The following is a 24,401-nucleotide window of genomic DNA, read 5'->3' as shown; positions in this document are numbered from 1 at the left end:
CCCATGGAGCGCATCCCGATTTTGCAGATGGGCGACTTTCTGCTCGTCACCATCCAGGTGGACATGCATGACCAACTGGCCCTGACGCTGCAGGACGACCTGTCCGAACGCATCAGCCGCACCTCGGCCCGCGGCGTGCTGATCGACATCTCCGCGCTGGACATGGTGGATTCGTTCATTGGCCGCATGATCGGCATGATCTCCGGCCTGTCGCGGATCATGGACGCCGAGACCGTGCTGGTCGGCATGCAGCCTGCGGTGGCGATCACCCTGGTCGAACTGGGCATGACCCTGCCCGGCGTCAGCACAGCGCTGAACGTCGAGCGCGGCATGAAACTGCTGCGCGAGCGAGCCTATTCCCAATGACCGTGCGCAGCAGCGGCACTCAACCCATTCGCATCGAGCAGGATGTCGTGCTGGCCCGGCAGACCGCGCGCAAGCTGGCCCAGGAATGCGGCATGCGCCTGATCGACCTGACCAAACTGGTCACAGCGGTCAGCGAGCTGGCGCGCAACACCATGGTCTATGGCGGCGGCGGTGACATGGACTGGGAGATTGTCGAGGACGGCCTGCGCGTTGGCCTGCGTCTTACCTTTCGTGACGAAGGTCCCGGCATCCCTGACCTCAAGCTGGCGATGACCGACGGCTGGACCTCCGGCGGCGGCCTGGGCCTGGGCCTGACCGGTGCCAAGCGCCTGGTGGACGATTTCGAGCTGGACACCGCGCCCGGCGCCGGCACCCGCGTGACGATCTGTAAATGGACCTGAACCTGCACAGCCACCTGACCCAGGTCTTGTCGGTGGAGGACGTCAGTCAGGTCGGTCACGCCCGACGCACGACCCAGAAGCTGGCCGAACAGGCAGGCTTCGACGAGGCCGATTGCGGCCGGGTGGCGCTGGTCGTCACTGAACTGGCGAGCAACATCCTCAAGCATGCGCAGAGCGGTGAGCTGCACGTGCGCGCGCTGCCGGGCGACGTTTCGGGTGCAGCGGCAGGCGTTGAGGTGATCGCAATCGACCGGGGCAAGGGGTTCGACGTGCAGAACTGCATGGCCGATGGCTTCTCCACCCGTGGCACCCAGGGCATTGGCCTGGGTTCGGTGCTGCGTCAGGCGCAAGTCTTCGACGTGCACAGCGACCCCCGTGGCAGCGTGCTGCTGGCGCGCTTCTTCCCGCGCAAAAGCGTGGTGAAGGACCTGCGCATGGGCATCGCGCAACATTCGCTGCACTATGACCCGGCCTGCGGCGATGTCTGGGAAGTCGCGATCAAGGGCCAGCAGGTCTCGATCATGATGATCGATGGCCTGGGACACGGCCCGGAAGCCGAAAACGCCGGCATGGCGGGCGCCCGCGCGTTCATTCGCAACCCCTTTGCCGACCCCGGGGTGCTGCTGGATGACTTGCACTTCGACATGCGCGGCAGCCGTGGCGGTGCCGCTGCGCTGGCGCAGTTCGATGGCGCGACGGGCCAGCTGCGCTTCATCGGTATCGGCAATATCGGTGCGTCGCTGATCGGCCAGGACAAAACCCGCGGCATCCCCTCGCACCCCGGCATCGTCGGCCTGCAGTACCGCAAGACTGCGCCGATCGATTACACCGAGTGCACCGGGCAGTTGTTGATCATGTTCAGTGATGGCCTGCAATCGCGTTGGAATCTTCGCGACTATCCAGGTCTGATGTACCGACACCCGGCGGTGATTGCAGCGGTATTGCAGCGTGATTACAACCGGGGCAGGGACGATGTAACGGTCTTGGTAATGGCTCTGGAGACGCTCGATGACTGACAACAATGCCCGCGAGACCCCTGAGGGCTCAGCCGGGGTCGAAATCGAGACCCGACGCGAGCTGGAACGCTTGCGCGCTGAAACCGACTCGCTGCGTGCCGAACTCGATGAAACCAATCAGGGCGTGCTTGCGCTGTACGCCGAGCTTGAAGATCAGGCCGACCAGCTGCGCGAGGCGTCGGACCTGAAGAGCCGTTTTCTGTCGTACATGAGCCATGAGTTCCGCACGCCCCTGGGCTCGATCCTCAGCATCGCCAGCCTGCTGTCCGACGAACTGGACGGACCGCTGGGTGCGGAACAGCACAAGCAGGTCGCGTTCATCAGTACAGCGGCCCGCGAATTGAGCGACATGGTTGACGACCTTCTGGACCTGGCGAAGATCGAAGCGGGGCGGATCAGCATTTCGCCGGCGTGGTTCGACATGTTCGATCTGTTTTCGGCACTGCGCGGCATGTTCCGGCCCATCGTCGACACCTCCGCCGTGGACCTGATCTTCGAACAGCCGGTGGGCCTGCCACGGCTCTATACCGATGACCAGAAGCTCGCGCAGATCCTGCGCAACTTCATTTCAAATTCCCTGAAATTTACCCAGCGCGGTGAAGTGCGCGTGTCGGCGCGGCTGGAGTCCGAGGACTCGATTCGCTTTGCCGTGACTGACACCGGCATCGGCATCCCCCAGGAACTCCATGGCGCGCTGTTCGAAGACTTCATTCAGGTCGACTCGCCGCTGCAAAAACGCCTGCGCGGGACAGGGTTGGGCCTGTCCCTGTGCAAACGCTTCGCCGAATTGCTCGGTGGCCGCGTCGGTGTGGACAGCGAGCCCGGTGTGGGCTCGACATTCTATGTGGTGATTCCGCTGGCGCTGACTCAGGAGCCTGCCGATGAAGCCTGAAACCCGGCTGCTGATCGTCGATGACAACACCGCGACCCGCTATGCCCTGCGTCGCCGCCTGGAGCGTCAGGGTTTCGTGGTGTCGGAGGCGGGCACCGGCACCGAAGGACTCGCGCTGCTTGAAGAGCGCTTGCCGGACGCGTTGATTCTCGACGTCAACCTGCCCGACATGAGCGGCTTCGACATTGTCCGCCAGCTCCGCGCTGCACCACGGACGGCCCTTTTGCCGGTGGTGCATGTGTCGGCCGCATCGATCCAGACCGGCGATATCGTCACCGGACTGGAAGCGGGCGCCGACGCCTATCTGGTGCACCCGGTGGACCCCGACGTGCTGCTGGCGACACTGCGCACGCTGTTGCGGGTGCGTGACACCGAGCACGCCCTGCGCGACAGCGAAGAACGCTTTCGCGAGATTTTCGCTAACGTCTCGGCGCCGATCGCGGTCATGGACGGCAACCTGAAAGTCCACGAAGCCAACCACGCCTTTGCTCAGTTGCTCGGGCAGGACGCCGGGGACCATTCGGTGCTGCGCAGCTTCAGTGAAGATCAGGGCTCTGCGCTGGACGGGCTTCGTGAGGCGCTGGCGACCGGCGAGCGCTGGATGGGCACCCTGAGCATGCGGGTCAAGGGCGAACTGCGCGAGACCGAATGGCAGGTTTCGCCGTACCGGGTCACCGGCATGAGCCTGGTGTTCATCGAAGACGTGACCGAGCACCGCCGCCGCGAACAGTCGCATTTGCAGCAGCTGGACTCGGTCAACAGTCGGCTCGCCCACGAAGTGGCCGAGCGTGCGCGGACCGAAGAGCAATTGCTGCAGGCGCAGAAAATGGACGCCATCGGCAAGCTCACCGGCGGCATCGCCCACGACTTCAATAACCTGTTGACCGGCATCGTCACCGGCCTTGAGCTGGTCAAGAAGCGCACCGAAGACGGCCGCACGGAAAAGGTTCTGGTCTACGCCGATGCCGCACTGGCCTCGGCAAAAAGCGCGTCGGCGCTGACCCACCGTCTGCTGGCCTTCGCTCGCCAGCAGCCCCTCGACACCCGCGCGTCCGACGTCAATCAGTACGTGCGCTCCCTTGAGGACTTGCTCGGCCGCACCATCGGCAAGGGCATCTCCCTGACCCTTGAGCTGACCTCGCGCAGCGCTGTGGCCATGGTCGACGCAGGCCAGCTGGAAAGCGCCTTGCTCAATCTGGTGATCAATGCCCGTGACGCCATGCCGGCGGGCGGCAATATCTGGATCAGCACCTTCGAAACCTATTCCCAGGGCCATTCGCGCATGGCGGATGGTGCCTACATTGCCCTGACCGTGCGCGATGATGGCGTCGGCATCGAGCACCACCTGATCGACAAGGTGTTCGACCCCTTTTTCACCACCAAGCCCATCGGCCAGGGCACCGGCCTGGGCCTGTCGACGATCTACGGTTTCGCCCGGCAGTCGGGGGGCGACGTGCAGATTCGCAGCGTCGTCGGCCACGGCACCGAAGTGACCCTGATGCTGCCGGCGGCAGACGTACAGAGCGTCGAACCTCAGCAGCCCGCTGCCGTGGCGGCGCCGGGGGCAGGGGAGCATGTGCTGATCGTCGAAGACACGGCGTCGGTGCGCATGTTCGTCAATGAAGTGCTCACCGATGCCGGGTATCGCTGCACCCCGGTGGCGGATGTCACCACGGCACTGTCGTGTCTGGAAAACGACGCCACCATCGACCTGCTGCTGACCGATGTCGGAATGCCTGAGATGAACGGTCGCGAGGTCGCGCAGCGGGGGCGTGTCTGGCGTCCGGACCTGCCGGTGCTGTTCATGACCGGCTATGCGGAGAACGCTCTAAATCGGCAGGATTTCCTGGGCGAACGGATGGATATGGTCCTGAAACCTTTCCACTTGGCGGATTTTTTGTCGAAAGTGCGCGCGATGCTCGATTCCTGACGGGAATGGGTGGGTTTTTTTGGCGTAAACACCCAATTCGGAGTATTTGACCGGGCCGGTTTTTGTTACCGTGAGCGCCATTCCCACCCGTGCCACCCCCCGGGGCACATATTGCCGACGCCGTTTGCCCAAACGCTGAAGGTTGAAGGAGCCAAACCTTGACCCTCACCGACGATTTCCTCCAGAGCGCGATAGAGCAGTGCGCCCAGGAACCGATCCAGATCCCCGGAAGCATTCAGCCCCAGGGTTTTTTGCTGGTCATCAATGAAGCGGCCTCGACGGTCATTCAGGTCAGCGCCAATGTCACTGACTGGCTTGGCCTTGATCCACAGTCGTTGATTGGCGTGGCGCTTTCCAATGTGTTCGCCGAACACGAATTGCTGCTCGAGCGCTTGCGGGCGCTGCCGGATGAAGAGCAAAACCCCTTTCACCTGGGTGAAGTGCGCTTTCTGCAGGGCTCAAGAGCCGGTCAGCCGATGACCATAATGGTGCATCGTCATGATCAGGTGCTGATGGCCGAGTTCGAGCCGGCCGGCGACATGAGCACCGCCTATGGCAATGTGTACCCGCTGATTCGCGGGTTCATCAGCCAGATGAGCGTTGACGAAAGCATTGAAGCGCTGTGCCAGCGTTCGGTGGCCGAGGTCAAGCGCATCACCGGTTTCGGCCGGATTCTTGCCTACCACTTCGACGCCGACGGCAACGGCCTGGTCAACGCCGAAGTGGCTGATCAGGGCTATGAGAGCATGCTTGGCCTGAGCTTCCCGGCGTCCGACATACCGGCCCAGGCTCGAAGGATGTACCTGGCCAACCGGATCCGTGTGATCGAAGACGTCGACTACCAGGCATCGCCGCTGATACCCGCTTACAACCCGCTGACGGGCGCGCCGCTGGACATGACCTTCGCCACGTTGCGCAGCGTATCCCCCGTGCATCTGCAGTACATGCGCAACATGCAGACGATGGCCTCGATGTCGATCTCCATCGTGGTGCGCGGGCAGTTATGGGGCTTGATTTCCTGCCACCACGCCACGCCGCGGCGGGTCAGCTTCCAGACCCGCACGGCGTGTGAGTTGCTGGGCAGCGTCTTGTCCCTGCAGCTCGAGAGCAAGGAAGCCCACGCCGACAACCAGCGCATGCTCAGCCTGCGTCGGCAGATCGTGCAGATGCTCGCGGCGATGGCCGACCTCGACAGCGTGACCGGCGGCCTGCGCGCCATGCCCGACGTGTTGCTGGGTTTTGTCGGTGCGAGCGGGGCGGCGGTGATTTCCGGCGCCAGCGTCGATGTCTACGGCGACACCCCCGAGCGCGAACAGATCGTCAAGCTCGCCGGCTGGTTGAGCGGTCGCGATCCCCACGAGGTCTTCCGCTCCGACAACGTTAGTCGCGACATCCCCGAGCTGCCGGTGCTGGCCAAATCGGTCAGCGGTGTGCTGGCGACGGCGATCTCCGAGCTGCATTCCAACTTCATTATCTGGTTCCGCCCCGAACAGACCCGTGTCGTGAACTGGGCCGGCAAACTGGAAAAAAGTGTCACCCCGAGCGGGTCGCTGAGCCCACGCCACAGCTTCGCCATGTGGCAGCAGACGGTGCGTGGGTTTTCCCGGCCCTGGGACGACATGGATTCTGAGGCCGTGGTCGAGCTGCGTGCGGCGGTGCTGGGCATCGTCCTGCGCAAGGCTGAAGAAATGGCTGCCCTGGCCGATGAGTTGAAGAAATCCAATAAAGAGCTCGAAGCATTTTCCTATAGCGTGTCCCACGATTTGCGCGCGCCGTTGCGCCACATTGCCGGCTACGCTGAGTTGTTGAGCGACATTGAAGGCAGCAAGCTGTCCGACCGAGGCGTCCGCTTTCTCGAAAACATCAGTGATTCGGCGCGGTTCGCCGGTACGCTGGTCGACAACCTGCTGAGCTTTTCGCAGATGGGCCGGTCGGCGATGCGCTTTTCCGACGTCGACCTCAACGCCATGGTCGAGTCGATTCGCCGGGAAATGCTGCCCGACTACGAAGGCCGCGCGCTGGAGTGGAAAGTCCTCGAGTCGTTGCCCGTGGTGATCGCCGACGCCGCCTTTCTCCACCTGGCGATGCGCAACCTGCTGTCCAACGCGATCAAGTACACCCGTAAACAGGACCCGGCCGTGATCGAGGTGGGCAGTTACGAGGAAGACGACAGGATCGTGGTCTACATCCGTGACAACGGCGTGGGCTTCGACATGGCCTACGCCAGCAAGCTGTTTGGCGTGTTCCAGCGCTTGCATCGCATGGAGGAATTCGAAGGCACCGGCATTGGCCTGGCCAGTGTCCGCCGGATTATCGAACGCCATGACGGCACCGTGTGGGCCCATAGCCAGTTGGGCCATGGCGCCACTTTTTACTTTGCGCTGCCCAAGCGCGGTTTGACCGTAACTCTTTGAGTGTCGAAGGAGACGCCCAGTGCTAAAGCCCATTCTTCTGGTGGAAGACAACCCCAACGACCTCGAGCTCACGCTCGTCGCCCTTGAACGCAGCCAGTTGGCCAATGAAGTGATCGTGCTGCGCGACGGTGCCGAAGCCCTTGATTACCTGCTGCGCCGCAACCACCATCATGATCGTGTGGTCGGCAATCCGGCGGTGATGCTGCTGGACCTGAAACTGCCGAAAGTCGATGGCCTTGAAGTGCTCAAGCTCATTCGCGAAACCGAGGAACTGCGCAGCATTCCCGTGGTGATGCTGACGTCTTCGCGCGAAGAACCCGACCTGGATCGCGCCTATTCGCTGGGTGTGAACGCTTACGTGGTCAAACCGGTCGAATTCAAGGAATTCGTCTCGGCGATCTCGGACCTTGGCGTGTTCTGGGCAGTATTGAACGAGCCACCACCGGGTTCCCTGCGACTCGCACGCCGCCCGGGCTCCTGAATCCGGCTTCTGCTGGCCTGCGTAAACCCGCTTCGCGCAAGCCCTTACTGGAACAATGACTTTTATCCATGTCGTTATCGCAGCTTAAATTGCTTTTGGTCGAAGACAGTTCGCTCGACGCCGAGCTGATTCTGCTCACCCTCGAAAACAGCGGGTTGAAGATCGACGCCACGTTGGTCTACAACCATCAGGACGTTGAGCGCGAGCTGGCCGCCGCGCGTTTTGACCTCATTCTCAGCGACTACCTGTTGCCCGGCTCGTCCGGCGCCGACGTGCTCAACAGCGCGCTGCGCCTGGCGCCGAAGACCCCGTTCATTTTTCTCTCAGGAATTTTCGGCGAGCAGCATGCGGTCGAGATGATGCGCATGGGCGCCATCGATTACGTCCTCAAGCAGAACATGAAAATGCTGCCCAAGGCGGTCATGCGCGCGGTGTCCGAGGTGCAGGAGCGGGAAAAGCGCCTGTACGCGGAGAAGACGCTGCAAGTGGCGGAAGTGCGCGCGCACCTGGCGATCGAAGCGGCCGACATGGGCGTCTGGACCTACGATCCGCGCACCGACACGCTGCTGTGGGACGAGCGCTGCAAAGCGCTTTATGGCGTTGGCGCCGACACCACCGTCAGCCTGGCCCTCATGTTTCTGCTCTGTCACCCGGACGACCGCGATCACTTGCACAGCAAGGTCATGGCCGCGCTGACGGTGGACACCTCATTCCAGATCGAGCACCGGCTGATCACCGACGACGGCGAGGAGCGCTGGGTGTTCTCCAACGGCCGCTCGCTTTTCGAAGATGGCCAGTGCGTGCGCTTTACCGGCGTCATCCAAGACATCACCGAACGCAAGCACGCCACCGAGGCGCTGCATCAACTCAACGACATTCTCGGCGAACGCGTCGTCCAGCGAACCCGCGAGCGTGACCGCACCTGGGAGCTGTCCCGGGAGTTGCTCGGCGTGCTGCATTTCGACATGACGCCGATCGCGCTCAACCCGGCGTGGGAGTCGACCCTCGGCTGGAGCCGCGACGAGGTCGGTCGCCAGCCGTTGAGCGAGCTGATTCACCCGGATGATCTGGCGGCCACGCTGCGCGAGACCGCCAGTATTGCCGAAGGCCATGTCTCGACCCGTTTCGTCAACCGCATGCGCCACGCCGACGGGGGATTCCGCTGGTTGTCCTGGACCATCGTGCCGGACGACGGCCTGATGTACGCCGCGGTCCGCGACATCACCGGCGAGCGCGCCGTGGTGGACGAACTGGCGGCGACCAACAAGCGTCTGCGCGATCAGATCAAAGAGCGCGAACGCGTCGAGGCCGCGTTGCAGCAGATGCAGCGGCTGGAGGTGGTCGGCCAGTTGACGGCCGGCGTCGCCCACGACTTCAACAACCTGCTGACGGTGATCCTGACCAGCGCGAATTTCCTCAGCCGGGACTTGGAAAAAGGCGTGTTTACCAAGTCTCCGCAGCGCTTGCAGAACATCCGCGAAGCGGGCGAGCGGGGCGCCAAGCTCACCAGTCAGCTGCTGTCGTTCTCCCGTCGCCAGCGTCTGGAGCCCGTTGCGCTGAACCTCAACGACACCATCGACGGCATGCGCGAGCTGCTCGGTCGTGCCCTGGGCGGCAGCGTCTGGGTGGAAACCGAACTGGCCGAGGACCTGTGGAGTGCGTTGGTCGACCCGACGCAGACCGAGATGATCATCCTCAACTTGGCGATCAACGCCCGGGACGCCATGCCCCAGGGCGGGCAATTGCGCCTGAGCACCTGGAACGAGATGGTCTATCGCCTGCCGCAGCGTCCCGAAGATCCGGAGCCCGGCGCGTATGTGGTGTTGTCGGTGAGCGACTCCGGCTGCGGCATGAGCCCGGAGGTCCTGGCCAAGGCCTTCGAACCCTTCTTCACCACCAAGGCGGTGGGCAAGGGGTCGGGGCTGGGCCTGGCGCAGGTGTTCGGTTTTGCCAAGCAGTCCGGTGGCGGCGTGAGCATCGACACCGCTGAAAACGCCGGGACCACGCTGCGGGTGTATCTCCCGAGCGTTGCCCGCATGGCGGTCCCGGTGGTCAGCGCGTCCGACATGCCCGGCCGCGCCGACGCCGATGACAAGCACCGCACCATTCTCCTGGTAGACGACGACCCGGCCGTACGCTCGGTGACCTCGATGATGCTGGTGTCGCTGGGGTATTCGGTGGTCGAAGCCGACAGCGGCGACGAAGCGCTGAAGAAGCTCGACCCCGGCATCGAACTGTTGCTGACCGACTTCGCCATGCCCAACATGACGGGTGGCGAGCTGGCAGAAATTGTCCGCCGTGACCACCCGGCACTGCCGATCATGTTCATCACCGGCTTCGCCGATATCGACATCCTCGACGTTGACCCGAAACTGATCGTGCAAAAGCCCTACAAGGAAGAAGAGCTGGCCAAGAAACTGGCCCGGGTCTTGATGAAAGCGTAGGTCCGAAATGGTGGGGCCGAAGGCAGGCCCCCACTGAAAGCATTGCGTGCACCCAATCTAACTGTTGGCGACCACAAACTGTGGGACCGGCTTTAGCCGGGAATGCGTCGGTTGCCACACCGTGAGATTGATGGCGTACACGTTGGCCTCTTCCCGGCTGAAGCCGGTCCTACGGGAAGTGGTGCACACCCGCAGGGCTGGGGTGGACTCCAATTTGTGGGACCGGCTTTAGCCGGGAATGCGTCGGTTGCCATACCGCAAAGCGTCGGATGAATATCGCTCGCAAACCACCTCAATCATCCCGCGTCAGCACTTCCAGCAATTCAATCTCAAAGATCAGATTCGAATGGGGTTTGATGTGCGCCCCCATCGAGCGCTCGCCGTACGCCAGCGCTGCCGGCACTGACAGCTTGCGTTTGCCACCGACCTTCATGCCCATCAGCCCGATGTCCCAGCCCTTGATCACCCGCCCGGTGCCGATCACGCACTGAAACGGCTTGCCGCGCGCCCAGGAGGAATCAAACACGGTGCCGTCTTCGAGGGTGCCGGTGTATTGGGTGGTGATCAGCGCGCCTTTGACGACGGCCTTGCCGGTGCCTTCCAGCAGATCGAGGATGCTCAGTTCTTCATTCATGTTCAGGTGTCCACAGAGAGAGGGGCGGGATGCGGGTCGGCCAGGCGCCTGACTGGCCTGGCCGGCGGATTGGCTAGGTCAAATCGTGCAGGTCTCGCCCGAGAGGTGGGCTCAGCGACCATTCGGAAAACTGTACCCTCAAGCCTTGCCGCTCCGGTGTGCAGCACATAGGGCCTACCGTGTAGCGTTCCGCCTCTGGAAAGGGAGCAAGTCTGAGCAGCGGCCAAGTCAGTCCGTCTGTGGAGTATTGCAAGCGCAGCACTCCGCCGGACACGGTCACCCGAAGCCAGAAATCGGTGGGGTCGCCAGGAAAGCGGCTGGGCGCCCAGTCCGACGTGCCTCGTGTCAGCACGCTGCTGATCATGGGCATTCCATCGTTATATTCGATTCCTGCCTTGAGCCAGGTCTCCTCATCGAGCCTGACCATGATTCCCGCCTGGTCATAGAGCTCACGAAAATCGGCATTCACTCTGACTTGAGCGGTGAAACCTCCAGTGATCTCAAACCCTAGAAAATGTCCGCTGTCTCGAATGAAGCCATAATGGGTCTCACGCCAGAAATCGGTCTGGAGGTCAGTGAAAACCTCTAACCTGTGGTCAGTAGAGATTTGGCAGCGGCTCGGCCGGTTCAGCCATTTAGCAGCCTGCCACATTGACGCTTCACCGCTCTGACTGGCCATTTCAATCTGCTTTTTATCCACCAGACTAACCCCTCCATTCATAGCTAAATCCAGCCGTGCCAACGCTCCAGGCGTGTCACAGGGCAAAAAAAAACGGCGCGGCCCTCACAGGGCCGCGCCGTTTTCGTGGGTCCAAGGCATCAGACCCAACGGGTCGGACCTGACGAATCAGGCCCCATCATCACGCGATGACGTCAGTGCTCCACTCGCCGTTCACCAGGCGCTTGAGGCCCAGCGGGTTGGCGTTTTGCAGAGCAGCCGGCAGAAGGCTGTCCGGGTAGTTCTGGTAGCAGACCGGGCGCAGGAAACGATCGATGGCCAGGGTGCCCACCGAGGTACCGCGCGCGTCGGAGGTCGCCGGGTAAGGACCGCCGTGAACCATGGCGTCAGACACTTCAACACCGGTCGGGTAGCCGTTGACCAAGATGCGGCCGACTTTCTCTTCCAGCACCGGCACCAGCCACTGGTACTTCTGCAGGTCAGCGGTTTCGCCGATCAGCGTAGCCGTCAATTGGCCGCGAAGGGCGAGCAGTGCGGCTTTCAGTTCAGCGTCGTCCGCCACTTCGATCAGCAGCGTGGTCGGGCCGAACACTTCTTCCTGCAGCAACTCGTCGCCGTTGAGCAACATGCTGACGTCGGCCTTGAAGAGTTGAGCCTGGGCCTGCTTGCCTTCCTGCGGCTTGCCGGCCAGGTGCGTGACGCTTTTGTGCGCCAGCAGTTTTTCCACGCCTCTGCTGTAGCTGCGCAGGCCGCCTTCGTTGAGCATGGTCTGCGGGGCCTGACCGCCCATGTGCTCGATCAGTTGCTCGGTGAAGGCGGTCAGGGCAGGGGAGCGAATGCCGATCACCACGCCCGGGTTGGTGCAGAACTGGCCTGCACCCATGACCACGGAAGCCGCGAGTTCGCCGGCGATGGCAGTGCCACGTGCCGTCAGGGCGCCGGGCAGCAGGACCACCGGGTTGATGCTCGACATCTCGGCGAACACCGGGATCGGCTGTGGACGCTCGGACGCCAGCTTGCACAGGGCGTTGCCGCCGTGCAGAGAGCCGGTGAAACCGACGGCCTGAATGGCCGGGTGCTTGACCAGGCCTTCGCCGACGCCGCTGCCGAAGATCATGTTGAACACGCCTTTTGGCATGCCGTTCTTCTCGGCGGCGCGAACGATGGCGTTACCCACCAGGTCGGCGGTCGCCATGTGGCCGCTGTGGGCTTTCACGACCACCGGGCAACCGGCGGCGAGTGCCGAAGCGGTGTCGCCGCCGGCGGTGGAGAAGGCCAGCGGGAAATTGCTGGCGCCGAACACGGCCACCGGGCCGACGCCGATGCGCTGCTGACGCAGGTCGACACGTGGCAGGGGTTTGCGATCCGGGAGCGCTTGATCGATACGCGCGCCCAGGAAGTCACCGCGGCGCAGGACTTTGGCGAACAGGCGCATCTGGCCGGACGTACGGCCACGCTCGCCCTGGATACGACCGGCCGGCAGCGCGGTTTCCTGGCAAACGAGGGCAACGAAGTCATCGCCCAGGGCGTCGAGTTCGTCAGCGATGGCATCGAGGAACTCAGCGCGCCGGGCCGGGCTCAGTTGACGAAATTCGAGGAAGGCGTCTTTGGCGGCCGAGGCAGCGGCGTCGATTTCCGCGTCGGTGGCCTGATGAAAGGTGTAAGGCAGTGCTTCGCCAGTGGTGGCGTCGAGGCTTTTATGGCGTGCTTCGCCGAGGCCGCTGCGGGCGCCGCCGATGAAGTTCTGACCGAGAACGGTAGGCATCTGCTTCTCCTGTTATTTTTGGGGCGAATCGATCAGGCGTGGCGCCTGATGGGGAATTCGAGATCGTTTGAAGCGTAGGGGCAACGAGCTGAAGTGCTCGTCGCAAAAGTCGACAGTCATCATACAACTGCATTTTTTCAGCCGCAAGGCGCGCGGCAATGAGCTGCCGAGCAAAGCCCGGCCATCAAAATAGCCGGGCTTTGGGTTGTGATCAACGTGCGGCGTGAAGCCATGCCTGATTGACGTGGGGCCACGCGTGATCAATCCGCACGATCATGCATTCGGCTCGTCGGTATTGATGTATTCCGGCACCTTGGCCAGTGGCAGGCGACGAGCTTGCTCGATGCCGATGCCCGGGCGCTCCGGCAGTGGCTCGAGCTTCTGCGGCTGGCCAGTGGTCAGCGCGCGCTCGATGGCCTCGACCACGCGCACATCGCGCCAGCCTTCGTCGCCGTCCGGTTCTGGCTCGCGGTCCTGCAGGATGCAGTCGGAGAAGTACTGGGTTTCGCCGCCGAACTGGTCGACCACCGGGTGGGTGTGCTCAGTGGTCTGGCCGTCGATGATGGCCCGGTAACCAATCGCCACGCCTTCGCCGAAACCGAAGCACGGTGACGCCTCGAACTCGCCCTTGGTGCCGATCAGTTGGAAGCGCTCGGTGGACGGCAGGCTGTAGCTGACGGTGAAGGTCGCCAGGCGTTCTTCGGCAAAGCGCAGCGTGACGTTGACCGTGTCGAATGTGTTGATTTCACGGCCCGGCGTTTTGATGCCGACGGCGTGGACTTCAATCGGCTCGGCGGCAAACAGGTTGCGCACGGCGTTGATCGGGTAGGGGCCCATGTCTGCCACGGGACCGGCGTCGAAGCCACTCTGCATGCGGTGGTTGGCCGGGTCGGTGGTCTGGGCGAAGGTCGCGGTGAACAGGCGCAGGTCGCCGAGGTCGCCGGCGCGTACGCGGTGGACCATTTCGACGGTGCCGGGCTCAAAGTGCAGGCGGTAGGCGACCATCAGTTTGGCGCCCGAGCGTTTGGCGGCTTCGGCGATGGCTAGGCAGTCTTCTTCGTTGGCGGCCATGGGCTTTTCGAGCAGCACGTGGATGCCGGCTTCCAAAGCGGGGACGGCGAATTCGCGGTGGCGAAAGTTGGGGGTTGCCAGGTAGATGGCGTCGATTTCGCCGGATTTCAGCAGGGTGTCGAATTCGTTGTAGTGGTAGCTCTTGAGGTCGTACAGTTCCGCCAGTTTGTCGGCCTTGACCGGGTCGCCGGTGACCAGGGCGGTCATGACGGAGTTGTCGGTCTGTTCGAGTCCGGGCATGAAAGCGCCTTGGGAGATCCAGCCTCCAGCGACCACTGCGTAGCGGATTTTGCCGTTTGCGTCTGGCATGTATAAGCCTCCATTTCTCAGCGGACGGTGTGTCCGGCAGCTGTGTAGTCGGCAGGTTCTGGGGGCATAAGTTCAATCAGATCGTGCTTGGCTTTTCCGAGATCAAGCTCAAGATCAAAGTCAAGGTCAAGAGCGTCTGCCTGGGGGCAGACTGTTTCGCCTTCGGCGAGTTACTTGGAAAAGCACCCCAAGTAACCAAGGGTGCTTGCTCCTGGTTTGGCCCTTCGTTCCTCAGGGTTCCTTCACTCCGGTCTCGCTCCGTGGGCCCGCCGCCATCCGCCATCCATGGCGGGGGGCGGCTCTCGCGGCATCCATGCCGCTCGGCCCACGGAGCGAGACCTGCGTTCAGCCTGCACCCAAGTCGCGATTGGCGGTGACTGAGCTTTATGCGTACGAAGATCAAAAGCGGATCAAGAGCAGATCAAAAGCTTCCCGGCTGAAGCCAGTCCTACGGGGTGTGCGGGGTCTGCTTTTAGTGGGACCGGCTTTTGCTTGATCGTTCCCACGCTCTGCGTGGGAATGCATCTCCTGACGCTCCGCGTCACCGGTTTCACTGATGCAGCGCGCGCTGTTAGTAGGACCGGCTTCAGCCGGGAAGGGGCCGGGGTGAGCGCCCTCGACTTACCGGGTTAACCACACCCCCTCAGCAGATCCCGCAACCGGTCCAGCGCGGGGTCGATGTCGAGGAGGTCGATGGCGCCGAATCCCAGCATCAAGCCATCGCGCGGTGTCGCGTCGCTGTAGAAACCGTGGAGGGGGTGGAGGCCCAGGGCCTTGTCCCGCGCGCGTTCGACCAGCAGGTGCAGGTCGATCGCCGGATCAAGGGAGGCTTTGAGCATGACGGCCATGTGGAAGCCCGCCGTGCACGGGATGGTTTCCAGCCAGGGCGACAGGTCGCCGGCGATGCGTGACAGGATGCGCTCGCGGCGCCCGGCGTAGGTGCTGTGGCAGCGGCGGATGTGTTTGTTCAGCAGGCCTTCGCTGATGAATTTGCTCAGGGCCCATTGCGGCAGTGTCGAGGTGTGCCAGTCGGTCAGTTGCTTGGCTTTGATCACCGCTTCGAGGATCGCCGCCGGCAGCACGGCATAACCCAGGCGCAATTCCGGCAACAGGGTTTTCGAAAAGGTGCCGACGTAGGCGACCACGCCGTGCTCGTCCATGCTCTGCAATGAGTCAGTCGGGCGCCCTTCGTAGCGGAATTCGCTGTCGTAGTCGTCCTCGATGATGATCGCGCCGATTCGCCGCGCCTTTTCCAGCAAGGCGTGGCGGCGGGCCAGGCCCATGGGCATACCGAGGGGCATCTGGTGGGAGGGGGTGACATAGATGGCGCAGACGTTGTCGGGAATCTGCTCGACGATGATGCCTTCACTGTCGACCGGCACGCTGGCGACGTCGGCGCCTTGGGCAGCAAACAGCAGCCGCGCCGGCGTATAGCCCGGGTCTTCCATCGCCACGCGGCTGCCGGGTTCGATCAGCACGCGGGCGATCAGGTCCAGGGCCTGTTGCGCGCCATTGCACACCACCACGTCATCGGCCCGGCACCGGACGCCGCGGGCGAAGGCAATGTGCCCGGCAATCGCGGCGCGCAGGGCGGGCAGGCCTTCGGGCTGGCTGTAAAAGCCGCGCTCGGTGGACATCTGCCGCACCGCGTGATGCACGCAGCGCCGCCATTCGTCATGGGGGAATTGGGTTTTTGCTGTCGCGCCGCCGAGAAAGTCGTAGCGCAGGGTGCCCGCACAGGTAGGGTGGCGCAGGGGCAGGGAGATACGTTCCCATTTCGCCACGATGTGGGCGCTGGCCAGCTGCGAAGGTGCCGGCCGAGGCGCGGTAGAGGCGCTCAAGGCGCGGACGAACGTGCCGCTGCCGACCTTGCCCACCAAGTAGTTGTCGTAGGTCAGCCGGCTGTAGGTGTCGGAGATGGTTTTGCGCGACAACCCCAACTGTGCCGCCAGCAGGCGACTGGGCGGCAATTGCACGCCCGCCGCCAGCCGGCCGGACACGATACTGTCGCGCAGCTGTTCGTAGACTTGATGGGCGAGGTCCTTGCGGCCCTCGATAACGATGTGTAATTCCACGCAAACCCCTGAACAGCGCTGGCGGTGCGGACGCACGCGGGTGGATTTTAGCCAGCGCCGCAGCCCATGGCATAGCAACCGATGCAACGTTTGCGCGCCAGGGTGCTCTTAGAGTTAGGCATAAACCTGGATACCCACAGGCAGGACGGTCCGCACAGCGCTCGCAGCGCCGTTGGCCGCCGCTCCCATCCACTTGAAGATGGAACCCCGAACACATGACCACCCCGGACAAGCAGTACGTGGAATGGCTGGTTGAGCAATCGATGCTCAACGCCGCAAAGCAACGCGCAAAATTGTATGGCGGCCAGGGCCGTCTCTGGCAGCGGCCTTACGCCCAGGCCCGTCCAAGGGACGCTTCGGCCATCGGCTCGGTCTGGTTCACCGCCTACCCGGCGTCGATCATTACCCGCGATGGCAGTTCGGTGCTCGAAGCGCTGGGCGATGAGCAGCTCTGGCACGCGCTGTCCGAAATCGGCATCCAGGGCATTCATAACGGTCCGCTGAAAGATTCCGGCGGTTTGAAAGGCCGCGAGCGCACCCCGAGCATCGACGGCAACTTCGACCGCATCAGCTTCGAAGTGGATTCGGACTTGGGCACCGACGCCCAGTTTCTCAACCTCAGCCGCATCGCCGCCGCTCACAACGCGATCGTCGTGGATGACGTGATCCCGTCCCACACCGGCAAGGGCGCGGATTTCCGCCTGGCGGAGATGGCCTACGAAGAGTACCCGGGCCTCTATCACATGGTGGAGATCAAGGAGGAAGACTGGTCGCTGCTGCCGGACGTCCCGGCCGGCCGCGACGCCATCAACCTGCTGCCCGCCACCGTCGATGCCCTGCGCGACAAGCACTACATCGTCGGCCAGTTGCAGCGGGTGATCTTCTTCGAGCCCGGTGTGAAAGAAACCGACTGGAGTGCCACCCAGGTGGTGACTGGCGTGGACGGCAAGGACCGGCGCTGGGTCTACCTGCATTACTTCAAGGAAGGCCAGCCGTCGCTGAACTGGCTGGACCCGAGTTTTGCCGCGCAGCAGATGATCATCGGCGACGCCCTGCACGCCATTGACGTCATGGGCGCGCGGGTGTTGCGTCTGGATGCCAACGGTTTCCTTGGCGTCGAGCGCAAGGCCGACGGCACCGCGTGGTCCGAGAGTCATCCGCTGTCGATCACCGGCAATCAGTTGCTCGCCGGGGCGATTCGCAAGGCGGGCGGCTTCAGCTTTCAGGAGCTGAACCTGACCATCGACGACATCGCGTCGATGTCCCACGGCGGTGCCGACTTATCCTATGACTTCGTCACTCGCCCGGCCTACCAGCACGCGTTGCTGACCGGTCGCACCGAGTTTCTGCGGCTGATGCTGCGTCAGGTGCACGAGTTCGGCATCGACCCCGCATCGCTGATTCACGCGCTGCAGAACCACGACGAGCTGACCCTGGAACTGGTGCACTTCTGGACGCTGCACGCCCACGATCAGTACCTGTATCAGGGCCAGACGTTCCCGGGCAACATCCTGCGCGAGCACATCCGCGAGGAGATGTACGAACGTCTGGCGGGCGAGCACGCGCCGTACAACTTGAAGTTCGTCACCAACGGCGTGTCGTGCACCACGGCGAGCATCATCACCGCGGCGCTGGGCATTCGCGAGCTGGACAGCATGACCGCCGCCGACATCGACAAGATCCAGCACATTCATTTGCTGCTGGTGATGTTCAACGCCATGCAGCCGGGCGTGTTCGCGTTGTCCGGCTGGGACCTCGTGGGCGCGTTGCCGCTGCCGGCCGAGCAGGTGGAGCACTTGATGGGTGACGGCGATACCCGCTGGATCCATCGCGGTGGCTATGACCTGGTCGACATGGATCCGGACTGCGAAGTCTCCGCAGGCGGCATGCCCCGGGCTCGCGCGCTGTACGGCAGCCTCCCTGAGCAGTTGAAGCGCCCGGATTCCTTCGCCTCGCAGCTGAAAAAACTGCTGGCGGTGCGCCGTGCCTACGACATCGCCGCGAGCCGGCAGATTTTGATTCCGGACGTCGAACACCCGGGGCTGCTGATCATGGTTCACGAACTGCCAGCCGGGAAGGGCACGCAGATCACCGCGCTGAACTTCAGTGCCGAAGCCATCGTCGAGACCCTGCACCTGCCGGGCATCGCGCCGGGCCCGGTGGTGGACATCATCAACGAGCGGGTCGAAGGCGACCTGACCGAAGAAGGTGAATTCACCATTACGCTGGACGCCTATGAAGGCCTGGCGCTGCGTGTGGTCAGCATGGCGGCACCGATGATGTAATCGCGCCTCTTTGGGGCCCGCTTCACCCGGGAAAGCGCCAGTGGTAACGCCCTGGAAATGAGGGTGTCCACATTGGCGTCTTCCCGGCTGAAGCCGGTCCTACGGGAGAGTGGGCACAACCGCAGGGCTGGGGTGGACTCCAACTTGTGGGACCGCCTTTAGCCGGGAAGGCGTCATGAGCTACACCGCAGATTTAGGGTGTACAGGCCGGCGTCTTCCCGGCTGAAGCCGGTCCTACGAAGGAATGCGTTCAGCGAGGGATCGCTTTTTATTCACCGTCTGCCGCTCGCGCAGACCTGTTCAGGTCGTTGCTTGTGTCTATCGCTCAATCCGTTCGTCCCCCTGTCTTCGTGCATCTGTGGAGTTATCGCCTGACGTTCTTGCTGTCCGGCATGTCCCTGGGGGCGTGGGCGCCGTTGGTGCCTTTCGCTCGCGACCGCGCCGGGCTTGAAGAAGCCCAGCTCGGCTTGCTGCTGTTGTGCTTCGGCCTCGGTTCCATGCTGACGATGCCGCTGGCGGGCATGCTGACCACGCGCAAGGGGTGCCGGTTGGTGTCGATGATCGGCGGGACCCTGATCTGCTGCATGTTGCCGCTGCTCGCCACGCTGTCTTCACTGCCGGCGCTGGCAGTGGCCCTCGCCGTGTTCGGCGCCGGGCTGGGCAGTATCGACGTGGCGATGAACGTGCAGGGCCTGATGGTCGAGCGCGATCACGGGCGACCGATGATGTCGGGGTTTCACGGGTTGTTCAGCCTCGGCGGCATCAGCAGTGCGCTGTTGATGACCTTGCTGCTGTGGCTGGGCGCGTCGCCGTTGCTGGCCGTGGCCGTGGTGGTGGCGCTGATCGGCGGGATCCTGCTGTGGCACGCGCGCTACCTGGTGCCCCACGGCGCGGATGATCCATCCGCGCCCTTCGCCTGGCCGACCCCCCACTTGGTGATTGTCGGGATCCTCTGCTTCATCGCGCTGCTGGTGGAGGGCGCGATGCTCGACTGGAGCGCGGTGTTCCTGAACCGCATGCACCAGATCGATGTGTCGGTGGCTGGCGGCGCTTACGCGGTGTTCTCCCTGACCATGGCGGCCGGGCGTTTTTCCGGAGACTGGTTAAGGAACCGCTTCGGCGCCGTGAACCTGCTGATCGGCGGCGGGCTGCTGGTGATGGTCGGGTTTGCCATGGCGATCCTGCTGGAACCGTGGCCGTTGTTCCTGCTGGGCTTTGCGCTGATCGGGCTGGGCTTGTCGAACACGTTTCCGGTGTATTGCTCGGTGGTCGGTGCACAGACCGCGATGCCGGCGGGGCTGGCGATCGCAGTGATTACCGGCATCGGCTACTGCGGGATTCTGCTGGGGCCGGCGCTGATTGGTTTCGCTGCCCATGTGGTCGGCCTGCGCGAAGCGCTGCTGTGCGTCGGCGCGCTGATGCTGGCACAGGTGCTCACGGCACGGCGTATGGCGAAGCGCTGAAGTGGGCGCCTTCCCGGCTGAAGCCGGTCCTGCTGACAGCACGCGGTGTTGACGGTAGGACTGGCTTTAGCCGGGAAGGGGCCGGTGTGGACACCCTCGGTTTTGCGGCGTGGCATCCGATGCTTTCCCGGCTGAAGCCGGTCCCACGACAATCGCGTGTCCAACCATCCAGCCACTCTTCAACCCACTGGCGCGTCTGTTAGACTTCGGCGCCTTGAAACTCAGGGGCTTCCCATGACCGACCCGATTCGTCTTACCCAATACAGTCACGGCGCCGGTTGCGGCTGCAAGATCTCGCCCAAGGTGCTGGAAACCATCCTCGCCGGCAGCGGCGCGCAGAACCTCGACCCGCGCCTGTGGGTCGGCAACGCATCGCGCGATGACGCAGCGGTGTATGCCATCGACGACGAAAAGGGCGTCGTGTCCACCACCGATTTCTTCATGCCCATCGTCGACGACCCGTTCGACTTCGGCCGCATTGCCGCCACCAACGCCATCAGCGACATCTACGCCATGGGCGGCGATCCGTTGATGGCCATCGCCATTCTCGGCTGGCCGGTCAATGTGCTCGCCCCGGAGATTGCCCGCGAAGTCATTCGTGGCGGACGTGCGGTGTGCGACGCGGCGGGCATTCCACTGGCGGGCGGCCACTCCATCGACGCGCCGGAGCCCATCTTCGGCCTCGCCGTGACCGGCCTGGTGGAGAAGCGCTTCATGAAGCGCAACGACACCGCGACCGTGGGCTGCAAGCTGTTCCTGACCAAACCCCTGGGCATCGGCATCCTCACCACCGCCGAGAAAAAAGGCCTGCTGCGCGACGAAGACATCGGCCTGGCCCGTGACGTGATGTGTACGCTGAACAAGCCGGGCAGCCGTTTTTCCCGACTGGCCGGCGTCACCGCGATGACCGACGTCACCGGCTTCGGCTTGCTCGGGCATCTGGTTGAGATGGCCGACGGCAGTCAGGTGACTGCACGGCTGAACGCTGCCGCCGTCCCGCGTCTGGGCAGCGTCGACTTCTATATCGAGCAGGATTGCATCCCCGGCGGCACCTACCGCAATTACGACAGCTATGGCGAGCGCATCGGCCCCCTGTCCGAGGCGCAGAAGTTGCTGCTGTGTGACCCGCAAACCAGCGGCGGCCTGTTGATTGCCGTGGAGCCCGCTGAAGAGGCGGCGTTCTTGGCCCTGGCCGATGAACTGGGCCTGAGTCTTGCGCCGATCGGCGAACTGGTCGAGCGACAGCCGCTCGCGGTCGAGGTGTTCTGATGCGCGACAACAGCGCCGACCTGCGGGAGATTTTCCTCAACGACGTGCCAATGATGGACGTCCGCGCGCCGGTGGAATTCACCAAGGGCGCATTCCCCGGCGTGATCAATCTGCCGCTGATGAACGACGTCGAGCGGCAGAAGGTCGGCACCTGCTACAAGCAGGACGGTCAACAGGCCGCCATCGAGTTGGGCCACACGCTGGTGTCCGGCGACGTGAAGGAGGCGCGAATCGATGCGTGGGCCAGTTTTGCCCGCAACCACCCCGAGGGTTTTTTGTATTGCTTTCGTGGTGGCCTGCGTTCGCAGATCACTCAGCAGTGGCTCAAGAGCGAGGCGGGTATCGAGTACCCCCGGGTCATCGGTGGCTACAAGGCGATGCGCAGCTTTTTGATTGAGGTGACGGATCAGGCCGTGGCCGAGTGCGATTTCGTGCTGATTGGCGGGCTCACTGGCAGTGGCAAGACCGAGGTGCTGCAGCAACTCGACAACGGTCTCGATCTGGAGGGCCATGCCAACCATCGCGGTTCGAGCTTTGGCAAACACGCGACGCCGCAGCCTGGGCAGATCGATTTCGAGAACCTGCTCGCCGTGGATATTCTGAAAAAGCGCGCGCGGCATGTGAATCAGTTCGTGGTCGAGGATGAAGGGCGGATCGTCGGCAGTCGTGCGGTGCCCCTTGAGTTGTACCGGATCATGCAGGACGCGCCGCTGGTGTGGTTGGAGGACAGTTTCGAGAGTCGCGTCGAGCGGATTCTGAAGGATTATGTGACCGATCTGTGTGCGGAGTTCGTTGCGGTGCAGGGCGTTGAAACGGGCTTTGCGGCCTACGCCGAGCGGCTGAAGCAGAGTCTGTCGAGTATCGTTCGGCGGTTGGGCGGTGAGCGTTATCAGCGGCTGGCGGCGATTATGGACAGTGCTTTGGCCGAGCAGGCGCGCAGCGGGGCGGTGGATCTGCACCGGGGCTGGATCAGCGGGATGTTGAGCGAGTATTACGATCCGATGTATGCGTTTCAGCGGGACAGCAAGAATCCCCGGATCGAGTTTTCCGGAGATCAGAGGGCGGTTGTCGAATATCTGAAACAGCGGAAACTGAACTACCGCGGTTGAAGATCAAGATCAAGAGCGTCTGCCTGGGGGCAGACGTTTCGCCTTCGGCGAGTTACTTGGAAAAGCACCCCAAGTAACCAAGGGTGCTTGCTCCTGGTTTGGCCCTTCGTTCCTCAGGGTTCCTTCACTCCGGTCCCGCTCCGTGGGCCCGCCGCCATCCGCCATCCATGGCGGGGGGCGGCTCTCGCGGCATCCATGCCGCTCGGCCCACTCCACGAGACCTGCGTTCAGCCTGCACCCAAGTCGCGATTGGCGGTGACTGGGCATTTTGTGTACGAAGATCAAAAGCACATCAAGGGCTTCCCGGCTGAAGCCGGTCCTACGATGCGTACGCGGTGCTTTCAGTGGGACCGGCTTTAGCCGGGAAGCTTTTGCTTTTGCCTTCGCTCTTGATCTTCAAACGCAAAGAGCCCAGACACCGCAACACGCGACTTGGGTGCAGGCCGAACGCAGACGACGCGGAGTGGGCCGAGCGGCATGGATGCCGCGAGAGCGCCGTCAGGACATGGATGTCCGTTCGGCGTGGGCCCACGGAGCGTCGTCGGAGTGAGGGAACCCGACGAAGTCGGGCCAAACCGAGAGCAAGCACCCTTGGTTACTTGGGGTGCTTTTCCAAGTAACTCGCCGAAGGCGAAATGCTCTGCCGTTAGGCAGGGCCGCTGTAGATCTTGATCTTGATCTTGATCTAAGCCTTACAAAAGCAAAGCGCCAACAAGCCCACTGATTACCCCGACCAGCATGGTCAGCACCCCCACGATCACCAGCACCTTGGCGTCGAAGGATTTACGCAGCATCAACAGCGACGGCAAGCTCACGCTCGGCAGGGTCATGAGCAACGCCACCGCCGGCGCAGTGCCCAGACCCAACGCCAGCAGCGTCTGTACGATCGGGATTTCGGCCGCCGTCGGGATCACGAACAATGTCCCGACAATCGCCAGCGGCACCAGCCACAACAGGCTGTTGCCCATCGCGCCGTCAACATGAGGGAACAGCCAGACCCGCGCGGCGCCGAGGATCAGCACAGCGATGACGTAGATCGGAATCGTCGTCCAGAACAACTGCCAAATCGTCTTGCCCCAGCGCACCAGCAGGCTGCCTTCCTCTGGCCGCTCGGCATTGGCCACGGCCTCCAGCGCCTGCTCCGGGACGGCTTCCGGGCGGGAAATGCGTTGTGCAACAAGGGACACGCCGATCACCAGCACAAGGCCCGCCACCAGTCGCAGCGCCGTGAAACCCCAGCCCAGCACAAAGCCCATGAACACCAGCGTGGCCGGGTTGAGCACCGGGTTGGCGATCCAGAAGGCCAGCGCCGCGCCCACCGACACGTTCTGCTTGCGCAAGCCCGCTGCCACCGGAGCCGCGCAGCAGCTGCACATCATGCCCGGCAGGGCGAACAGGCCGCCGCGAATGGTCGAGCCGAGTCCGGCGCGGCCGAACATCTTCAGCAGCCAGTCCCGGGGAATCAGCACCTGCAACAGCGAGCCGAGGATGACCGCCAGCACCGCGGCTTTCCAGATCGCCAGGAAGTACACCTGGGCGTACGCCAAAGCGGCAGCCCATGGCGTAGCCGGGTTGTCGTTGATGATCGAGGCGCCGATGGTGTGGGTGTCGGCGGCGATGAAGGATTTCAGGTAATACGGCGACCACTTGACGTAGTACAAGCCGATGGCGGCCACCAGCAGGAACGCCAGGGGTTTCCACCAGAACGACCAGCCGCGGCGTTCGGAGGTGAGCGGGAGGGCAGTCATGACAGGCACCAGAGCAGGAAATCGTGGGGGCGGGATGATACGCCGTGGCC

18 protein-coding genes are annotated in these 24,401 nt (G+C 63.3%); 12 read left to right on the top strand and 6 right to left on the bottom strand.

What is annotated here, in order from left to right; genetic code table 11:
- The first annotated feature begins 3 nt into the window (after positions 1-3).
- The 8 genes from M1E04_RS14210 to M1E04_RS14175 all read left to right on the top strand — a co-directional run bounded on the left by M1E04_RS14210 (position 4) and on the right by M1E04_RS14175 (position 9,944).
- Positions 4-366, top strand: coding sequence for an STAS domain-containing protein (locus M1E04_RS14210; protein WP_037010489.1), 363 nt, complete (start codon positions 4-6; stop codon positions 364-366).
- Positions 363-767 carry an anti-sigma regulatory factor gene (locus M1E04_RS14205; protein ID WP_065991451.1) on the top strand — a complete coding sequence of 135 codons (405 nt, stop codon included), beginning with the start codon at positions 363-365 and terminating at the stop codon, positions 765-767. The genes M1E04_RS14210 and M1E04_RS14205 overlap by 4 nt, the downstream gene beginning before the upstream one ends.
- Positions 758-1,783: an ATP-binding protein gene (locus tag M1E04_RS14200; RefSeq protein WP_456291545.1), complete on the top strand. Its 1,026-nt coding sequence runs from the start codon at positions 758-760 to the stop codon at positions 1,781-1,783. Before M1E04_RS14205 ends, M1E04_RS14200 begins: the two co-directional genes overlap by 10 nt.
- On the top strand, positions 1,776-2,675 hold the full coding sequence (locus M1E04_RS14195) for a sensor histidine kinase (RefSeq protein WP_192131060.1): 900 nt from the start codon (positions 1,776-1,778) through the stop codon (positions 2,673-2,675). The genes M1E04_RS14200 and M1E04_RS14195 overlap by 8 nt, the downstream gene beginning before the upstream one ends.
- Positions 2,665-4,605, top strand: coding sequence for a response regulator (locus M1E04_RS14190; protein WP_410929071.1), 1,941 nt, complete (start codon positions 2,665-2,667; stop codon positions 4,603-4,605). The genes M1E04_RS14195 and M1E04_RS14190 overlap by 11 nt, the downstream gene beginning before the upstream one ends.
- Before the next feature lie 158 nt (positions 4,606-4,763).
- Positions 4,764-7,019, top strand: coding sequence for an ATP-binding protein (locus tag M1E04_RS14185; RefSeq protein ID WP_456291544.1), 2,256 nt, complete (start codon positions 4,764-4,766; stop codon positions 7,017-7,019).
- A 19-nt stretch (positions 7,020-7,038) separates the two neighbouring features.
- Positions 7,039-7,500, top strand: coding sequence for a response regulator (locus M1E04_RS14180; RefSeq protein WP_065991454.1), 462 nt, complete (start codon positions 7,039-7,041; stop codon positions 7,498-7,500).
- A gap of 68 nt (positions 7,501-7,568) precedes the next feature.
- On the top strand, positions 7,569-9,944 hold the full coding sequence (locus tag M1E04_RS14175) for a hybrid sensor histidine kinase/response regulator (RefSeq protein WP_065991455.1): 2,376 nt from the start codon (positions 7,569-7,571) through the stop codon (positions 9,942-9,944).
- Positions 9,945-10,236: 292 nt separating this feature from the next.
- Here the strand turns inward: M1E04_RS14175 and M1E04_RS14170 are convergent, their stop codons facing one another.
- The 5 genes from M1E04_RS14170 to pdxR form a co-directional block, all read right to left on the bottom strand.
- Positions 10,237-10,578: an FKBP-type peptidyl-prolyl cis-trans isomerase gene (locus M1E04_RS14170; RefSeq protein WP_065991456.1), complete on the bottom strand. Its 342-nt coding sequence runs from the start codon at positions 10,576-10,578 to the stop codon at positions 10,237-10,239.
- 73 nt (positions 10,579-10,651) lie between these two features.
- Complete coding sequence (locus tag M1E04_RS14165; RefSeq protein WP_296312236.1) at positions 10,652-11,230, bottom strand: DUF1349 domain-containing protein; 579 nt, start codon at positions 11,228-11,230, stop codon at positions 10,652-10,654.
- A 208-nt stretch (positions 11,231-11,438) separates the two neighbouring features.
- Positions 11,439-13,022: an aldehyde dehydrogenase (NADP(+)) gene (locus M1E04_RS14160; RefSeq protein WP_456291543.1), complete on the bottom strand. Its 1,584-nt coding sequence runs from the start codon at positions 13,020-13,022 to the stop codon at positions 11,439-11,441.
- Positions 13,023-13,295: 273 nt separating this feature from the next.
- Positions 13,296-14,402, bottom strand: a complete 1,107-nt coding sequence (locus M1E04_RS14155; protein WP_192131071.1) for a Gfo/Idh/MocA family protein — start codon at positions 14,400-14,402, stop codon at positions 13,296-13,298.
- A 629-nt stretch (positions 14,403-15,031) separates the two neighbouring features.
- Positions 15,032-16,477 carry a MocR-like pyridoxine biosynthesis transcription factor PdxR gene (gene pdxR / locus M1E04_RS14150; protein ID WP_456291542.1) on the bottom strand — a complete coding sequence of 482 codons (1,446 nt, stop codon included), beginning with the start codon at positions 16,475-16,477 and terminating at the stop codon, positions 15,032-15,034.
- A 215-nt stretch (positions 16,478-16,692) separates the two neighbouring features.
- Here pdxR and treS point away from each other — a divergent pair, with 215 nt between their 5' ends.
- From treS to mnmH, 4 genes are all read left to right on the top strand, one after another.
- A complete protein-coding gene (gene treS / locus M1E04_RS14145; protein WP_456291541.1) occupies positions 16,693-18,762 on the top strand; it encodes a maltose alpha-D-glucosyltransferase in 2,070 nt (689 codons plus the stop codon).
- Positions 18,763-19,154: 392 nt separating this feature from the next.
- The gene (locus tag M1E04_RS14140; protein WP_456293199.1) at positions 19,155-20,225 is read left to right on the top strand and encodes an MFS transporter; all 1,071 of its coding nucleotides are present in this window, start codon (positions 19,155-19,157) and stop codon (positions 20,223-20,225) included.
- A 234-nt stretch (positions 20,226-20,459) separates the two neighbouring features.
- Positions 20,460-21,494, top strand: a complete 1,035-nt coding sequence (gene selD / locus M1E04_RS14135; RefSeq protein ID WP_456291540.1) for a selenide, water dikinase SelD — start codon at positions 20,460-20,462, stop codon at positions 21,492-21,494.
- Positions 21,494-22,603, top strand: coding sequence for a tRNA 2-selenouridine(34) synthase MnmH (mnmH, locus tag M1E04_RS14130; RefSeq protein ID WP_456291539.1), 1,110 nt, complete (start codon positions 21,494-21,496; stop codon positions 22,601-22,603). The genes selD and mnmH overlap by 1 nt, the downstream gene beginning before the upstream one ends.
- A gap of 692 nt (positions 22,604-23,295) precedes the next feature.
- On the opposite strand, the gene M1E04_RS14125 is transcribed toward mnmH, so the two are convergent.
- Positions 23,296-24,351 carry a permease gene (locus M1E04_RS14125; RefSeq protein WP_369318125.1) on the bottom strand — a complete coding sequence of 352 codons (1,056 nt, stop codon included), beginning with the start codon at positions 24,349-24,351 and terminating at the stop codon, positions 23,296-23,298.
- Positions 24,352-24,401: the final 50 nt, after the last annotated feature.

Source organism: Pseudomonas sp. AK106 (assembly GCF_053903055.1).
Note: the sequence above shows the minus strand (reverse complement) of the source record. Positions and strands in the feature narration are given on the sequence as shown.